Source organism: Streptomyces sp. R28 (genome assembly GCF_041052385.1).
In the GTDB taxonomy this organism is placed as follows: Bacteria; Actinomycetota; Actinomycetes; order Streptomycetales; family Streptomycetaceae; genus Streptomyces.
On the sequence record NZ_CP163439.1, the window covers coordinates 5384619 to 5399936 of the forward strand.

General features: G+C 68.2%; 12 protein-coding genes and 1 tRNA gene. 12 read left to right on the forward strand and 1 reads right to left on the reverse strand.

Features of this window, described 5'->3' with window-relative positions:
• Window positions 1-423 precede the first annotated feature (423 nt).
• The 10 genes from dnaN to AB5J49_RS23975 all read left to right on the forward strand — a co-directional run bounded on the left by dnaN (window position 424) and on the right by AB5J49_RS23975 (window position 12565).
• The gene (gene dnaN, locus AB5J49_RS23930; protein ID WP_369175236.1) at window positions 424-1554 is read left to right on the forward strand and encodes a DNA polymerase III subunit beta; all 1131 of its coding nucleotides are present in this window, start codon (window positions 424-426) and stop codon (window positions 1552-1554) included.
• A gap of 204 nt (window positions 1555-1758) precedes the next feature.
• The gene (gene gnd, locus AB5J49_RS23935) at window positions 1759-2634 is read left to right on the forward strand and encodes a phosphogluconate dehydrogenase (NAD(+)-dependent, decarboxylating) (protein WP_274240991.1); all 876 of its coding nucleotides are present in this window, start codon (window positions 1759-1761) and stop codon (window positions 2632-2634) included.
• A gap of 149 nt (window positions 2635-2783) precedes the next feature.
• A complete protein-coding gene (recF, locus tag AB5J49_RS23940) occupies window positions 2784-3905 on the forward strand; it encodes a DNA replication/repair protein RecF (RefSeq protein ID WP_369170656.1) in 1122 nt (373 codons plus the stop codon).
• On the forward strand, window positions 3902-4441 hold the full coding sequence (locus tag AB5J49_RS23945) for a DUF721 domain-containing protein (RefSeq protein ID WP_369170657.1): 540 nt from the start codon (window positions 3902-3904) through the stop codon (window positions 4439-4441). The genes recF and AB5J49_RS23945 overlap by 4 nt, the downstream gene beginning before the upstream one ends.
• Before the next feature lie 567 nt (window positions 4442-5008).
• On the forward strand, window positions 5009-7069 hold the full coding sequence (gyrB, locus tag AB5J49_RS23950; RefSeq protein WP_369170658.1) for a DNA topoisomerase (ATP-hydrolyzing) subunit B: 2061 nt from the start codon (window positions 5009-5011) through the stop codon (window positions 7067-7069).
• Window positions 7070-7111: 42 nt separating this feature from the next.
• The gene (gyrA, locus tag AB5J49_RS23955) at window positions 7112-9703 is read left to right on the forward strand and encodes a DNA gyrase subunit A (protein WP_369170659.1); all 2592 of its coding nucleotides are present in this window, start codon (window positions 7112-7114) and stop codon (window positions 9701-9703) included.
• Window positions 9704-9721: 18 nt separating this feature from the next.
• The gene (locus tag AB5J49_RS23960) at window positions 9722-10543 is read left to right on the forward strand and encodes a DUF3566 domain-containing protein (RefSeq protein WP_369170660.1); all 822 of its coding nucleotides are present in this window, start codon (window positions 9722-9724) and stop codon (window positions 10541-10543) included.
• Between the two features lie 144 nt (window positions 10544-10687).
• A tRNA-Ile gene (locus AB5J49_RS23965) sits at window positions 10688-10761 on the forward strand.
• 432 nt (window positions 10762-11193) lie between these two features.
• Complete coding sequence (locus AB5J49_RS23970) at window positions 11194-11547, forward strand: VOC family protein (protein WP_369170661.1); 354 nt, start codon at window positions 11194-11196, stop codon at window positions 11545-11547.
• Between the two features lie 274 nt (window positions 11548-11821).
• On the forward strand, window positions 11822-12565 hold the full coding sequence (locus AB5J49_RS23975) for an AAA family ATPase (protein ID WP_369170662.1): 744 nt from the start codon (window positions 11822-11824) through the stop codon (window positions 12563-12565).
• Window positions 12566-12746: 181 nt separating this feature from the next.
• Here the strand turns inward: AB5J49_RS23975 and AB5J49_RS23980 are convergent, their stop codons facing one another.
• Window positions 12747-13121 (reverse strand): DUF6344 domain-containing protein, encoded by a 375-nt coding sequence (locus AB5J49_RS23980; protein ID WP_369170663.1) that lies wholly within the window; start codon window positions 13119-13121, stop codon window positions 12747-12749.
• Between the two features lie 336 nt (window positions 13122-13457).
• Here AB5J49_RS23980 and AB5J49_RS23985 point away from each other — a divergent pair, with 336 nt between their 5' ends.
• On the forward strand, window positions 13458-13586 hold the full coding sequence (locus AB5J49_RS23985; protein WP_003999697.1) for a DLW-39 family protein: 129 nt from the start codon (window positions 13458-13460) through the stop codon (window positions 13584-13586).
• A gap of 209 nt (window positions 13587-13795) precedes the next feature.
• Window positions 13796-15190, forward strand: a complete 1395-nt coding sequence (locus AB5J49_RS23990) for a hypothetical protein (RefSeq protein ID WP_369170664.1) — start codon at window positions 13796-13798, stop codon at window positions 15188-15190.
• The last annotated feature ends 128 nt before the right edge of the window (window positions 15191-15318 follow it).

Consider the following 15318-nt stretch of genomic DNA (forward strand, 5'->3'; position numbering starts at 1 on the left):
GGAAAGGTGGGTAAAGCTGGGGACGGCGCTGGGGAGAAGTCGCCCGAAGCTGTGCACGGCGTGTGCAGAACTTTCCGTTCTCCACAGAGACGCCCGGTTGTCCACCGCCTCCGCCCACAGGCCCCGTGGACAAAATTTCCGGCCTGACCTGCGAAAACAGGGTTATCCACGGTTTCCACAGGCCCTACTACTACTCCCAACTAGAGAGAGCTGGGAATCCGTTTCGAAGAGGGCCCTGTGCACAACTCGCTGTCCGGCTCCCGGCTGCCCCTCGTCACGACTTGACCCCGAGAGGCACCTACTGTCAGTGGGGTGCGTCAGACTGTTCCCGGTGTCCTTCCCCTCACTGGGGCCGACGACACCGAGACAGACGACGAAGCCAGGCAGGCCGAGAAGCGCCGGCAACAGCAGGAGGCGGCAACAGTGAAGATCCGGGTGGAACGCGACGTACTCGCGGAGGCAGTGGCCTGGGCGGCGCGCAGCCTCCCGGCCCGTCCGCCGGCGCCTGTCCTCGCCGGCCTCCTCCTCAAGGCCGAGGACGGCCAGCTGAGCCTGTCCAGCTTCGACTACGAGGTCTCGGCGCGCGTGTCCGTGGAGACCGAGGTCGAGGAGGAGGGCACGGTGCTGGTATCCGGCCGCCTGCTCGCCGACATCTGCCGCGCTCTCCCCAACCGGCCGGTGGAGATTTCCACAGACGGTGTACGGGCGACCGTGGTCTGCGGCTCCTCCCGGTTCACACTCCACACCCTGCCTGTGGAGGAGTACCCGGCGCTGCCGCAGATGCCCACCGCGACCGGCACCGTGCCCGGCGAGGTCTTCGCCTCCGCCGCCGCCCAGGTCGCCATCGCGGCCGGCCGTGATGACACGCTGCCCGTCCTCACCGGTGTGCGCATCGAGATCGAGGGCGACACGGTGACACTGGCGTCCACCGACCGCTACCGCTTCGCGGTCCGAGAGTTCCTGTGGAAGCCGGAGAACCCGGAGGCCTCGGCCGTCGCCCTGGTCCCCGCCAAGACGCTCCTGGACACCGCCAAGGCGCTCACCAGCGGCGACAGTGTCACGCTGGCGCTGTCCGGCTCGGGTGCGGGCGAGGGCCTGATCGGCTTCGAGGGCGCCGGCCGTCGTACGACGACCCGTCTTCTCGAGGGTGACCTCCCGAAGTACCGCTCGCTGTTCCCGACGGAGTTCAACTCCGTGGCCGTCATCGAGACCGCCCCCTTCGTGGAGGCTGTCAAGCGTGTGGCGCTGGTCGCCGAGCGGAACACCCCGGTGCGGCTCAGCTTCGAGCAGGGCGTGCTCATCCTGGAGGCCGGTTCCAGCGACGACGCACAGGCTGTGGAGAGGGTCGACGCCCAGCTGGAGGGCGACGACGTGTCGATCGCCTTCAACCCGACCTTCCTGCTGGACGGTCTGAGCGCCATCGATTCCCCGGTGGCCCAGCTGTCCTTCACGACGTCCACGAAGCCGGCGCTGCTCAGCGGCAAGCCGGCGCTGGACGCCGAGGCGGACGAGGCCTACAAGTACCTGATCATGCCGGTGCGGTTGAGCGGCTGACCTGCTGCCTTTGGCGCCGCAGTTGTCCACAGCGTCCCCAGTACCGGTGGATCACCGGGCCTGGGGACGATCTGTCGGGCGAAGCCGCAGGTGAGGGCGTACGTATGAGCGCGTATGCCCACGGATGTGCGCGTGCGTCCGGGTTTAGGCTCGGACGTGGGTACGAAGGTGCCTCACACGCCACAGCAACCTAAGGAACAACTGATGGAGCTCGGTCTCGTCGGCCTCGGCAAGATGGGCGGCAACATGCGCGAGCGGATACGCCGCGCGGGCCACACCGTCGTCGGATACGACCGCAACCCGGACCTCGCGGACGTCCACAGCCTGGAAGAGCTTGTGGGCAAGCTCCCCGGGCCGCGTGTGGTCTGGGTGATGGTCCCGGCCGGTGCCCCGACCCAGTCGACCATCGACGAGCTCGCCGAGCTGCTGGAGCCCGGTGACGTCGTGGTGGACGGCGGGAACTCCCGCTGGACGGACGACGAGCGGCACGCCGAGGAGCTGGCGGCCAAGGGCATCGGCTTCGTCGACTGCGGCGTCTCCGGCGGCGTCTGGGGCCTGGAGAACGGCTATGCGCTGATGTACGGCGGCGACGCGGAGAACGTCGCCAAGGTGCAGCCGATCTTCGACGCCCTCAAGCCCGAGGGTGACTTCGGGTCCGTGCACGCCGGCAAGGTCGGCGCGGGCCACTTCGCGAAGATGGTCCACAACGGCATCGAGTACGCGATGATGCAGGCCTACGCCGAGGGCTGGGAGCTGCTGGAGAAGGTCGACTCCGTGACCGACGTCCGGGAGGTCTTCCGCTCCTGGCAGGAGGGCACGGTCATCCGCTCCTGGCTGCTGGACCTCGCGGTGAACGCCCTCGACGAGGACGAGCACCTGGACAAGCTCAGGGGTTATGCACAGGACTCCGGCGAGGGACGCTGGACTGTGGAGGCCGCCATCGACCACGCGGTGCCGCTCCCGGCGATCACCGCGTCGCTGTTCGCGCGGTTCGCGTCCCGCCAGGACGACTCCCCGCAGATGAAGATGATCGCGGCGCTGCGGAACCAGTTCGGTGGCCACGCGGTCGAGACGAAGTAACCGGCGGGAACGACCGTCGGGAACACCGTCGCAAACGAGAACAAGTAATCCACACCCTGGGGATGGCACCCTGGCACCCTCAGGAGTGACCCGGTTGTCCACAACTGGGGAAAGCTGAACCACACGTTGGGGGAGGTCGGCGAACGACCATGCACGTCACGCATCTGTCGCTGGCCGACTTCCGCTCGTACGCCCGGGTCGAAGTCCCGCTCGACCCGGGCGTCACCGCCTTCGTCGGACCCAACGGCCAGGGCAAGACCAACCTCGTCGAGGCCGTCGGCTATCTCGCCACCCTCGGCAGCCATCGCGTCGCCTCCGACGCCCCCCTCGTCCGCATGGGCGCCGACCGGGCGATCATCCGGGCCCAGGTCAAACAGGGCGACCGGCAGCAACTGGTCGAGCTGGAGCTGAACCCCGGCAAGGCCAACCGGGCCCGCATCAACAGGTCCTCGCAGGTCAGACCCCGTGACGTGCTCGGCATCGTGCGGACCGTCCTGTTCGCCCCGGAGGACCTCGCCCTGATCAAGGGCGACCCCGGAGAGCGGCGCCGTTTCCTCGACGAGCTGATCACCGCCCGCTCCCCGCGCATGGCGGGCGTCCGTTCCGACTACGAGCGGGTCCTCAAGCAGCGCAACACCCTCCTCAAGACGGCCGCGCTGGCCCGTCGGCACGGCGGCCGCACGATGGACCTGTCCACCCTCGACGTCTGGGACCAGCACCTCGCGCACGCGGGCGCCGAGTTGCTCGCCCAGCGACTGGACCTGATCGCGACGATCCAGCCCCTCGCCGACAAGGCGTACGAGCAACTGGCCCCCGGCGGCGGCCCTGTCGCCCTGGACTACAAGCCGTCGGCTCCAGGCGGGGCGCACACGCGCGAGGGCCTCTTCGAGCAGCTGATGGCGGCGCTCGCCGACGCCCGCAAGCAGGAGATCGAGCGCGGCGTCACCCTCGTAGGCCCCCATCGGGACGATTTGGTTCTCAAACTCGGTCAGCTGCCCGCCAAGGGTTACGCCTCGCACGGCGAGTCCTGGTCCTACGCGCTGGCGCTGCGCCTGGCCTCGTACGACCTGCTCAGGGCCGAGGGCAACGAACCGGTGCTGGTCCTCGACGACGTCTTCGCCGAACTGGACACCCGACGCCGCGAGCGCCTGGCCGAGTTGGTCGCGCCCGGTGAGCAGGTCCTGGTGACCGCCGCGGTCGACGACGACGTACCGCATGTGCTGACGGGGGCGCGGTACGCCGTGTCCGACGGGACGGTGGAGCGCGTATGAGCGAGAACCCGTCCGAGAACGCCCCCAAGAAGGCCCCCGAACCCTCCGGAGTCGACCTCGCGCGCGTGGCGCTGCGGGCGGCCAAGGAGCAGGCACGCGCGCGTGGGGACGCGGCGCAGCAGAAGAAGCAGGCGCGGCGCGGAGGGCTGCGCTCCGGCGCGCGTGCCGACGGCCGCGACCCCCTGGCGCTCGGCGCTGCCATTAACCGCTTGATCACCGAGCGGGGCTGGGAGACCCCGGCGGCGGTGGGCGGTGTGATGGGCCGTTGGCCGCAGATCGTCGGCGAGGACGTCGCCAAGCACTGTGTGCCGGAGAAGTACGACGAGGACGAGCGGGTCCTGGTCGTGCGCTGCGACTCGACGGCCTGGGCGACGAACCTTCGGCTGCTCGCCCCGACGCTGGTCGCCCGCCTCAACGAGGACCTCGGCCATGGTGCGGTGCGGCAGATCAAGGTGCAGGGCCCCGGTGGCCCGCCCCGCCGTTACGGCCCCCTGCGCGCGCCCGGCAGCACCGGTCCCGGTGACACCTACGGCTGATCGGATCGGCCGGACCACATGTGTCCGGCGTCCCGAAGGGCGATCAGCGGCGTCCGACTCGCGTCAGCCGCCGCCGTGGAAGTCGTGAGCCGCCGCTGCGGAAGTGCAGGGAGATGCGGCTGCGAAGTCGCCGTCACAGCAGTCCCGGCAGCCCCGTTTTCCACAGGTGACAGACATCACATCAGCAGTCGTCAGCGGTCACGACGCACGGTCGGTGACCTCCTCGTCGTACACCCGCACGCTGTTGCGAATCTCGACCTGACTCCTAAGTAGCCAAGGGTTGACGGCCGGAAGCGCTGAGTGCCTCTCTGAGCCTCTTGGAGCCCCCATCCGTATATCGGGAGTCGGCCGAGCCGGGTTCAGGGCGGCACATGAGGACTCAGGTACCGGCAAACCCCCATCACTGTCGGCGCAACCGGTAGACTGGAAGCCAATCCCGCCCCAAACGTGGGGACCGTCCGGGAAAAGCTGAGCAACGCTGATCAAGGCTTACCAACGCAACATGCCGCAGCCGCTCCGGCAACCCGCCGACGAGCCTGGCTCGTGCTGTGCCAGAAAGGGCGCTTCGTGGCCGATTCCGGCAACCCCAACGAGAACATCCCGTCCACCGACGCCGGCGCCAACGGCGCGGTGACCCCGTCGAACGGCGAGGTCACCGCCTCGTACGACGCCAGCGCCATCACCGTCCTCGAGGGTCTGGACGCGGTCCGCAAGCGACCCGGCATGTACATCGGCTCGACCGGTGAGCGAGGACTCCACCACCTGGTGCAGGAGGTCGTCGACAACTCCGTCGACGAGGCGCTGGCCGGCCACGCGGACACCATCGACGTGACGATCCTGGCCGACGGCGGCGTACGGGTCGTGGACAACGGCCGTGGCATCCCGGTCGGCATCGTCCCCTCCGAGGGCAAGCCGGCCGTCGAGGTCGTGCTGACCGTGCTGCACGCGGGCGGAAAGTTCGGCGGCGGCGGCTACGCGGTCTCCGGCGGTCTGCACGGCGTGGGTGTCTCCGTCGTGAACGCCCTGTCGACCAAGGTGTCCGTCGAGATCAAGACTGATGGCTACCGCTGGACGCAGGACTACAAGTTGGGCGTCCCCACGGCCCCCCTTGCCCAGCACGAGGCCACTGACGAGCACGGCACCACGGTCATCTTCTGGGCCGACCCGGACATCTTCGAGACCACCGACTACTCCTTCGAGACGCTGTCGCGGCGCTTCCAGGAGATGGCGTTCCTCAACAAGGGCCTGCGCATCAACCTCACCGACGAGCGTGAGTCGGCGAAGGCCACCGCCGGTGCGGACGAGGCGGGCGAGGACGAGAAGCACGAGGTCAAGTACGTCTCGTACCACTACGAGGGCGGCATCGTCGACTTCGTGAAGTACCTCAACTCCCGCAAGGGAGAAGTGGTCCACCCCACCGTGATCGACCTCGAGGCCGAGGACAAGGACAGGCACCTGTCCCTCGAAGTCGCCATGCAGTGGAACGGCGGCTACACCGAGGGTGTGTACTCCTTCGCCAACATCATCCACACCCACGAGGGCGGTACGCACGAAGAGGGCTTCCGCGCCGCGCTGACCTCGCTGATCAACAAGTACGCGCGCGACAAGAAGCTGCTGCGCGAGAAGGACGACAACCTCACGGGTGACGACATCCGCGAGGGTCTGACCGCGATCATCTCGGTGAAGCTGAGCGAGCCGCAGTTCGAGGGCCAGACCAAGACCAAGCTGGGCAACACCGAGGTGAAGACCTTCGTCCAGAAGGTCATCTACGAGCACCTGACGGACTGGCTGGACCGCAACCCGAACGAGGCGGCGGACATCATCCGTAAGGGCATCCAGGCGGCCACCGCGCGCGTGGCGGCCCGCAAGGCCCGTGACCTGACGCGTCGTAAGGGCCTGCTGGAGACGGCGTCCCTGCCGGGCAAGCTCTCCGACTGCCAGTCGAACGACCCCACCAAGTGCGAGATCTTCATCGTCGAGGGTGACTCCGCCGGCGGCTCGGCCAAGTCCGGCCGCAACCCGGAGTACCAGGCGATCCTCCCGATCCGAGGAAAGATCCTCAACGTCGAGAAGGCGCGGATCGACAAGATCCTGCAGAACCAGGAGATCCAGGCGCTGATCTCCGCCTTCGGCACGGGCGTGCACGAGGACTTCGACATCGAGAAGCTCCGCTATCACAAGATCATCCTGATGGCGGACGCCGATGTCGACGGCCAGCACATCAGCACCCTGCTGCTGACCTTCCTGTTCCGCTTCATGCGGCCGCTGGTCGAGGCCGGGCACGTGTACCTCTCCCGTCCCCCGCTGTACAAGATCAAGTGGGGCCGGGACGACGTCGAGTACGCGTACTCGGACCGTGAGCGTGACGCGCTGATCGAGATGGGGCGTCAGCGCGGCAAGCGCGTCCGTGAGGACTCCATCCAGCGCTTCAAGGGTCTCGGCGAGATGAACGCCGAGGAGCTGCGCGTGACCACCATGGACCAGGAGCACCGCGTCCTCGGCCAGGTCACCCTCGACGACGCCGCCCAGGCCGACGACCTGTTCTCGGTCCTGATGGGCGAGGACGTCGAGGCGCGCCGCCAGTTCATCCAGCGCAACGCCAAGGACGTCCGCTTCCTCGACATCTGAGTCGGTCTCAGCTGACCGCACCAGGAAGGACCTTCACCAGCAATGACCGACGAGAACACTCCCGTCACTCCTGACGAGGGACAGACCCTGCGTGTCGAGCCCGTCGGGCTCGAGACGGAGATGCAGCGTTCGTACCTCGACTACGCGATGTCCGTCATCGTCTCGCGTGCGCTGCCGGACGTCCGCGACGGCCTCAAGCCCGTCCACCGCCGCGTGCTGTACGCCATGTACGACGGCGGCTACCGCCCCGAGCGCGGCTTCTACAAGTGCGCGCGCGTGGTCGGCGACGTCATGGGCAACTACCACCCGCACGGCGACAGTTCGATCTACGACGCGCTGGTCCGTCTCGCGCAGCCGTGGTCGATGCGGATGCCGCTGGTGGACTCCAACGGCAACTTCGGCTCTCCGGGCAACGACCCGGCGGCGGCCATGCGCTACACCGAGTGCAAGATGGCGCCGCTGTCGATGGAGATGGTCCGTGACATCGACGAGGAGACCGTCGACTTCACGGACAACTACGACGGCCGCTCCCAGGAGCCGACCGTCCTGCCGGCCCGCTTCCCGAACCTGCTGATCAACGGCTCCGCCGGTATCGCGGTCGGCATGGCGACCAACATCCCGCCGCACAACCTGCGCGAGGTCGCCTCCGGCGCCCAGTGGTACCTGGAGAACCCCGAGGCCTCGCACGAGGAACTGCTCGACGCGCTCATGGAGCGCATCAAGGGCCCCGACTTCCCGACCGGTGCCCTGGTGGTGGGCCGCAAGGGCATCGAGGAGGCGTACCGCACCGGCCGCGGCTCGATCACCATGCGCGCGGTCGTCGAGGTCGAGGAGATCCAGAACCGCCAGTGCCTGGTGGTCACGGAGCTGCCGTACCAGGTCAACCCCGACAACCTCGCGCAGAAGATCGCCGACTTGGTGAAGGACGGCAAGGTCGGCGGCATCGCGGACGTCCGCGACGAGACGTCGTCCCGTACCGGCCAGCGTCTGGTCATCGTGCTGAAGCGCGACGGGGTCGCCAAGGTCGTCCTGAACAACCTCTACAAGCACACGGACCTGCAGACGAACTTCGGCGCCAACATGCTGGCGCTCGTCGACGGCGTCCCGCGCACCCTCTCCCTGGACGCGTTCATCCGCCACTGGGTGACGCACCAGATCGAGGTCATCGTCCGTCGTACGAAGTTCCGCCTGCGCAAGGCCGAGGAGCGGGCGCACATCCTGCGCGGCCTGCTGAAGGCCCTGGACGCCATCGACGAGGTCATCGCGCTGATCCGGCGCAGCGACACCGTCGACATCGCGCGCACGGGCCTGATGGACCTCCTGGAGATCGACGAGATCCAGGCCAACGCCATCCTCGAGATGCAGCTGCGCCGACTGGCCGCCCTGGAGCGCCAGAAGATCATCCAGGAGCACGACGAGCTCCAGGCGAAGATCACCGAGTACAACGAGATCCTGGCCTCGCCGGTCCGCCAGCGTGGCATCGTCAGCGCGGAACTCGCCGCGATCGTCGAGAAGTACGGCGACGACCGCAAGACCATGCTGGTGCCCTACGACGGCGACATGTCCATCGAGGACCTGATCGCCGAGGAGGACATCGTCGTCACGGTCTCGCGCGGCGGTTACGTCAAGCGCACCAAGACCGTCGACTACCGGGCGCAGAAGCGCGGCGGCAAGGGCGTACGCGGTACGAAGCTGAAGGAAGACGACATCGTCGACCACTTCTTCGTGTCCACGACCCACCACTGGCTGCTGTTCTTCACCAACAAGGGCCGCGTCTACCGGGCGAAGGCCTATGAGCTGCCGGACGCCGGACGTGAGGCGCGTGGCCAGCACGTGGCGAACCTGCTGGCCTTCCAGCCGGACGAGGCGATCGCCGAGATCCTCGCGATCCGCGACTACGAGGCGGCGCCGTACCTGGTGCTCGCCACGAAGGGCGGACTTGTGAAGAAGACGCCGCTGAAGGATTACGATTCGCCTCGCTCCGGCGGCGTGATCGCGATCAACTTGCGCGAGCGCGAGGACGGTTCCGACGACGAACTGATCGGTGCCGAGCTCGTCTCGGCCGACGACGATCTGCTTCTGATCAGCAAGAAGGCACAGTCGATCAGGTTCACGGCGACGGACGACTCGCTGCGTCCCATGGGCCGCGCCACCTCCGGTGTCAAGGGCATGAGCTTCCGCGAGGGAGACGAGCTGCTCTCGATGAATGTTGTTCGAACCGGTACGTTCGTGTTCACTGCCACCGACGGTGGGTACGCGAAGCGGACCCCCGTCGACGAGTACCGCGTCCAGGGCCGCGGCGGCCTCGGTATCAAGGCCGCCAAGATCGTGGAGGACCGCGGCTCGCTCGTCGGTGCGCTGGTGGTCGAGGAGACCGACGAGATCCTCGCCATCACGCTGGGCGGCGGTGTGATTCGTACGCGAGTCAACGAGGTCAGGGAGACGGGCCGTGACACCATGGGCGTCCAACTGATCAACCTGGGCAAGCGCGATGCCGTGGTCGGTATCGCTCGTAACGCCGAGGCGGGACGCGAGGCGGAGGAGGTCGACGGCGACTTGGCCGTCGACGAGACCGACGAGGGTGCCGCCACGACCATCGGCACGGACGAGGGTGAGGCACCCTCGGCCGAGTAGCACGAGGAGAGAGTCATCGTGAGCGGAGCCACGGGCGCCGGATCGTCCGGTACCTCGACCGGTTCTACGGCCGGTAAGGACACGGACGGCGGCGGCCGTGGCTCCGCCGCGCGTGCGACGGACACGCACACGACCCAGCTCAAAGCGATCAAGCCGCCCGCGAAGGACTCGCCCTCGCCAGACGAACCTGGATCCCAGGGGGGAACCGTGACGGACACCCGAGGCCCGCAGCCCCAGCAGTACGCGGCCGGCGCGGGCTCGGCCGCTCCGGGCGCCCAGCCGCAGCCACAGCCGCAGCCCGCGCCCACGGGGGCGCAGCAGGCGGCCTCCGCGCCGCCGGCTTCGCCGCTGCCGGGGGAACGGCAGGCGCAGCAGCCCTCCGGGCCCTACCACCCGCCGCAGGCCTACCAGACGCCCGCTCCGGCGAGCGCCGCACGTCGGCCGCGCACAGGAGCGAGTACGACGCCCCGCACCCGCAAGGCGCGCCTGCGCGTGGCCAAGGCCGACCCGTGGTCGGTGATGAAGGTCAGCTTCCTGCTCTCCATCGCGCTGGGCATCTGCACGATCGTCGCGTCCGCGGTGCTCTGGATGGTCATGGACGCCATGGGTGTCTTCTCGACGGTGGGCGGCACGATCTCCGAGGCGACCGGTTCGAACGAGTCGAACGGCTTCGACCTGCAGTCCTTCCTGTCGCTGCCGCACGTCCTGATGTTCACGTCGATCATCGCGGTCATCGACGTCGTCCTCGCGACGGCGCTGGCGACACTCGGCGCGTTCATCTACAACCTCTCCGCCGGCTTCGTGGGCGGCGTCGAGCTGACGCTCGCGGAGGACGAGTGAGAGTGACCGAGGTCGGATGACGGTGGCCGCCCGGAGACGGTTTCAAACCCCTCCTGACGGTCCCCCGACAACCGATTTTGGGACTGCCCATGTCGTGCGCTAATCTTCAGGAGTCAGCGCGCGGGACACACCGCAGAGCGCGGCGGGGCTATAGCTCAGTTGGTTAGAGCGCATCCCTGATAAGGATGAGGCCACAGGTTCAAATCCTGTTAGCCCCACATGCGAAAAGACCCCCAGTCGATCACGGCTGGGGGTCTTTGACGTCCACGGCTGACATCAGCCGATGAGTGGATCTTCCAGAAGCTCAGCGAGCATGGCGACGGCATCCCGCCACGGTAAAAGGCGGTGCCTCCAGCAGGGGACCGGCCGGCACCGGGATGGAGGGGCCCGCCGTTCCCGGCTGGGGGCACATCGCGGCGAGCGTGGTGGGCTGCCAGCCCGTCCACCATCGACCCCGCAGAGCCGAGCAGGAACGGTCCATGGCGTCCACGTCGTCGCACATCGGCGCGCTCCACCTCGACGCCATGAACCACACCCGCTCCACGGCGTGGAGGGCGACGACGGACGGGAATGGGGAGCGGAGGGCATGGCCTGCCGCGCAGCGCTTCAAGGGCCTGTTTTCGAAGCCCCGGTCTGCCTAGGATCGGCGGATGACCTTGGAATGGGAACAGGTAATCGTTCATTCGGTGGATCCGGTGGCCTTGGGACGGTGGTGGGCCGAGGCTCTTGGCTGGGTTGTCGTTTACTCCTCTGATGACGAGTTCGAGATCCGCCCGGAGCCGGATCGCCGACCTGGGTTGGACTTCGTCCGGTTCGATGAGAGCAAGAAGGCCAAGAGCCGGCTGCATCTCGACTTCGTGCCTGATGACCAGGACGCCGAGGTGGCTCGCCTTGAGGCTCATGGCGCGAAGCGTGTCGACATTGGCCAGGGTGACCAGCCGTGGGTTGTCATGGCAGACCCCGAAGGAAACGAGTTCTGTGTCCTTGGCCAACGCTCTCAGTGAGTACCCCTGGGAGCGCGTGTGCCCGGCCTGGCGGACTTGCAGTTCAGAGGCTGCGTCAAAGGCGCAACGAGCTGACATAGGAGTCCGATACCAACACCAGTGAATAGCGGCGGGTGTGAGCAACCTGTTGGCTCCACCAGTGAAAGGACCCCCAAACGGTCATCGTTGGGGGTCTTTGACGTCTTCGGCCGACATCGAAATACGCCCGGTTCCGACCAGCGGTGAGCGAGTCTCGCGGGACGCGATTGTCAGTGCCGGATGAGAGCCTGGCGGAATGATCGTCGAACGGGCATACGCGCATGTTGCCGAGGGCGAGCTGGGCGAGGGGTACCAGTGGCCGTGGTCGGTGCCGTGCGTGCGGCAGCTGCTGGACGACGGCCTGAAGTTCACCGCGCCGGTCACGTTCTTGGTGGGGGAGAACGGCTCGGGCAAGTCGACGCTCGTCGAGGCCCTGGCGGAGGGGTTCGGCCTGGACTCCTGGGGCGGATCCGCGGGCTACCGGTACGCCGGCGGGCGTGAGCCGTCGGCATTGGGCGGGCGGATACGGTTCGAGGCGACGGCGGCCGGCCGCCGTATGCTGCGTGGGTCTCGGACGCGCCGCAGAGGCTTCTTTCTGCGGGCGGAGACCGCGCTGGACGCGCTGGGCCGGGAGCAGGAGACGGGGCGGCTGTCCGGGGCCGTGAACGAGATGAGCCACGGCGAAGGCTTTCTGATGGCCTTCCGGGAGCGGTTCCGGGAGCCAGGGCTGTACGTCCTGGACGAGCCCGAGGCCGCGCTGTCCTTCGCTTCCTGTCTTCAACTCGTCGGGCTGCTGCATGAACTGGGGCGTTCCGGCGCGCAGATCATCTGCGCCACGCACTCACCCGTGCTGACGGCGCTGCCCGGCGCCGAGATCATCGAGGTGGGCGACCACGGAATGCGTCCCGCCGACTGGCGGGATCTGGAACTCGTCGACCACTGGCGGCGCTACCTCAACGACCCTTGGGCCTATCTCCGGCACATCGTCGAACCGGGATGAGGTGCGTACGTCGTAGAGGCCGGCGTCCTGAGCGGTGCTGTGTAAGGCGGTGCTGTGTATGGGCCGTGCTGTGTGAGCGGTGCTGTGCATGAGCCGTGCTGCTGTGTACGCAAGCTCGCTGTGATGCTGCGGTCTGGGACAACTGGGTTGAGGCAGTTACGTCTCGGGGTGAGCCGTGGGTTCAGCGCTGGTGCGGGACCAGGGGCTGGGCCGGGGGCTCGGCGGAGTCGCAGGCGTCGACGGCCGCGGTGGACGGGGCCGTTTCGGTGTCCGTGAGCGGACGGTGGCGGCAGCTGGGGGTCTTGCCGTGCGCCTCGGCGCGGATGCGCTGCTTCATCGTGGGGGGCAGTGCTCTGGCGTAGGACCAGGCCCACTGGGGCATCGCCGGCACTGACAGCTGTGCGCTGGTGTCGCGGTCGCTGTCGCTCTTGCGCGACGCCTCCTTGTGCGGTGCGGCCGCAGCGGCGCTCGTCGTGACGAATCCGAGCGCAGTGCACAGCGCGAGGAAGGCGGTGACGATCGTGGTCCACAGGTTCATGACCTTGTTCCGGGCCATGGCCCCTCACTTTCGGGTTGGGCGATTTGCGTACTTTCCTCATGATGTGTATGAGGGCCGCGAAGTCATGGACCGACGCTCATGACGCGTCGATCTTCAGATGAACACCACTCGGATGGGCGCATCAGGCCTGAAAACCGCAAGAAAGCGAGGAAGGGGAGCAAAGTAACCATCTGTCGAGGTGTCATCACCCTCTGATCGGGGCGCCGTCATCCGCTTCTACTGCGGTCCGCCGGACGGCAGTTGAGCCCCGACGCAGGTCACCGATCGATATCGGTCGGTGTGTATAGTCGGGCGGCAGAGGTCCCCTACGTCAAGGAAAGACGAGGTCGCGCGGTGAAGAAGCTTCTCCTGGTCGCACTGGCCGCCATCGGCGGGCTCCTCGTGTACCGCCAGATCCAGGCGGATCGCGCCGAGCAGGATCTGTGGACGGAGGCGACTGACTCCGTGCCCACGGGTTCGTGAGTCACCACATCGGAATCTGAACAGACCCCGGCCGCCTCGCGGTCGGGGTTTTGTGTGTCCGCCAGGTGTTCGCCACACGCTCGCAGTGTCTTCGCCGTCTCGCGCGGTGCCGTGGCTTCGAGTTGCGGGAGCGGCGCGCACGTCTTAGAGCCGGGCGTTTCGGACGGTCGTACGGATTACGCGGGTGACGAGCGGCCCGGCTGGGCAGGATGGGCGACGGTCGGTGGTCCGGTGACGACGAGGGGTGGCGTGCGATGGGGCGGCGGCGTACGGCGCGGTGGCGTCGCGCGAGGGTGAGGCGCGGTCATCGCTCGGCACGCGCGCGTGGGGCCGTCGTAGCCGCGCTGCTGTTGTGTACGACGGCTGCCCTGCCGGGCCGGTCCGCGCTCGCGGCCGGAACGCCGGGCCCTTACGCCTTCGCGCCGGACGCCCGGCCCATCATCGGCGCGACGAGCACCGCGGACGCCGCGCCCCTCACGCCCGGCACGACGTACAAGAGCTCCCTGCCGAGCGGTGCGAAGAGCCACTACCGCCTCGACCTCGACGCCACCTCCGACGCGTACGTCTCGGCGATGGCCATCCCCGCCGCCGGCAGCACTGTCTCCGCGAGCGACGGCATCAAGGTGTCCGTGCAGGACGCCGACGGCAGCGACTGCTCCTTCGACACCAAGACCTTCGGCATCGCGCACACCCCACGCCCGATCGCGGTGTGGGCCGCCCGCGAGGTCTCCTCCAACCGGCCTCGCTGCGAGGGCGCGGGCACCTACTACGTGATCGTCGAGCGTGTCGGTACGGCGAATTCCGCCCCGGACACCTGGGACCTGGAGCTCTTCGCCACCTCGGAGCCGCGCCTGAAAAAGACCGACGCCACGAGCGCCCCCGACGGCTGGAACTCCGCCTCACCGGAGCCCCTCACCGGCGAGGACGTGCGTCGCGACGGCGGCTCCGGATTCGCCTCGGCGGCATCCGTCGGGCAGGGCGTCTGGAACTCCGACCTCAACCCCGGCCGGACGCTCTTCTACAGGGTCCCGCTCGACTGGGGCCGACAGTTGTACGCCACCGCCGAACTGGGCAGCTCGAACGGCCGCGACGGCTCTGTGCCCGGCGCCCTGAACCTCTCGCTCTACAACCCCGTGCGCGGCTTCGTCGACGACGCGAGCACCAGCTACAACGGCAACCAGAAGGCCGTCGAGCTCGATCCACTGCCGCCGGTCGCGTACGAGAACCGGTACGCCGTTCCCAAGCGGTTCAAAGGCGTGCGGTTCGCCGGTTCCTACTACCTCGTGGTGCACCTCGCGGCCGACGTGGCCGAGCAGTACGGCGACGGGCCGCTCCAGCTGACGTTGCGCGTGCGGGTGTGGGGTGCGGCACAGGCCGGGCCCGGTTATGCGGGGGAGTCGGAACCTGGGGGTGTCTTCCAGGTGGCGGAAGACGATCAGTGGGCGGGTGCGGGGGGCGCGTTCGGAGCCGGGGGTGGGGCCGGGGACGGCGGTGGCGCTGCGATGACCGTGCTCGCGGTGAGCGGGATCGGTGCGGGGACCTTGGTGCTGGTGGTGCTGGGGGTGTGGGCTGTGGTGGTTCGGCGGAGGGTTGGGGCCTGGTAGGGGCGTGAGGGCCGGGCCAGGAGGGTGCGGGGGATCGGGTTCGGGGGCGTGCTGACTCGGAGCGCTGGCTCAGGGCGTTGGCAGGGGCGCTGAATCGGGCACTCGGCCAGCCTCGGGGGTCTGGGGTC

Bases quoted from the DNA above. Each gene is read 5' to 3' on its own strand.
- gnd (WP_274240991.1), top strand. From the start codon at position 1,759: ATGGAGCTCGGTCTCGTCGGCCTCGGCAAGATGGGCGGCAACATGCGC.
- AB5J49_RS23980 (WP_369170663.1), bottom strand. From the start codon at position 13,121: ATGGCCCGGAACAAGGTCATGAACCTGTGGACCACGATCGTCACCGCC.
- gyrA (WP_369170659.1), top strand. From the start codon at position 7,112: ATGACCGACGAGAACACTCCCGTCACTCCTGACGAGGGACAGACCCTG.
- AB5J49_RS23970 (WP_369170661.1), top strand. From the start codon at position 11,194: ATGACCTTGGAATGGGAACAGGTAATCGTTCATTCGGTGGATCCGGTG.
- AB5J49_RS23990 (WP_369170664.1), top strand. From the start codon at position 13,796: ATGGGCGACGGTCGGTGGTCCGGTGACGACGAGGGGTGGCGTGCGATG.
- AB5J49_RS23975 (WP_369170662.1), top strand. From the start codon at position 11,822: ATGATCGTCGAACGGGCATACGCGCATGTTGCCGAGGGCGAGCTGGGC.
- AB5J49_RS23945 (WP_369170657.1), top strand. From the start codon at position 3,902: ATGAGCGAGAACCCGTCCGAGAACGCCCCCAAGAAGGCCCCCGAACCC.
- recF (WP_369170656.1), top strand. From the start codon at position 2,784: ATGCACGTCACGCATCTGTCGCTGGCCGACTTCCGCTCGTACGCCCGG.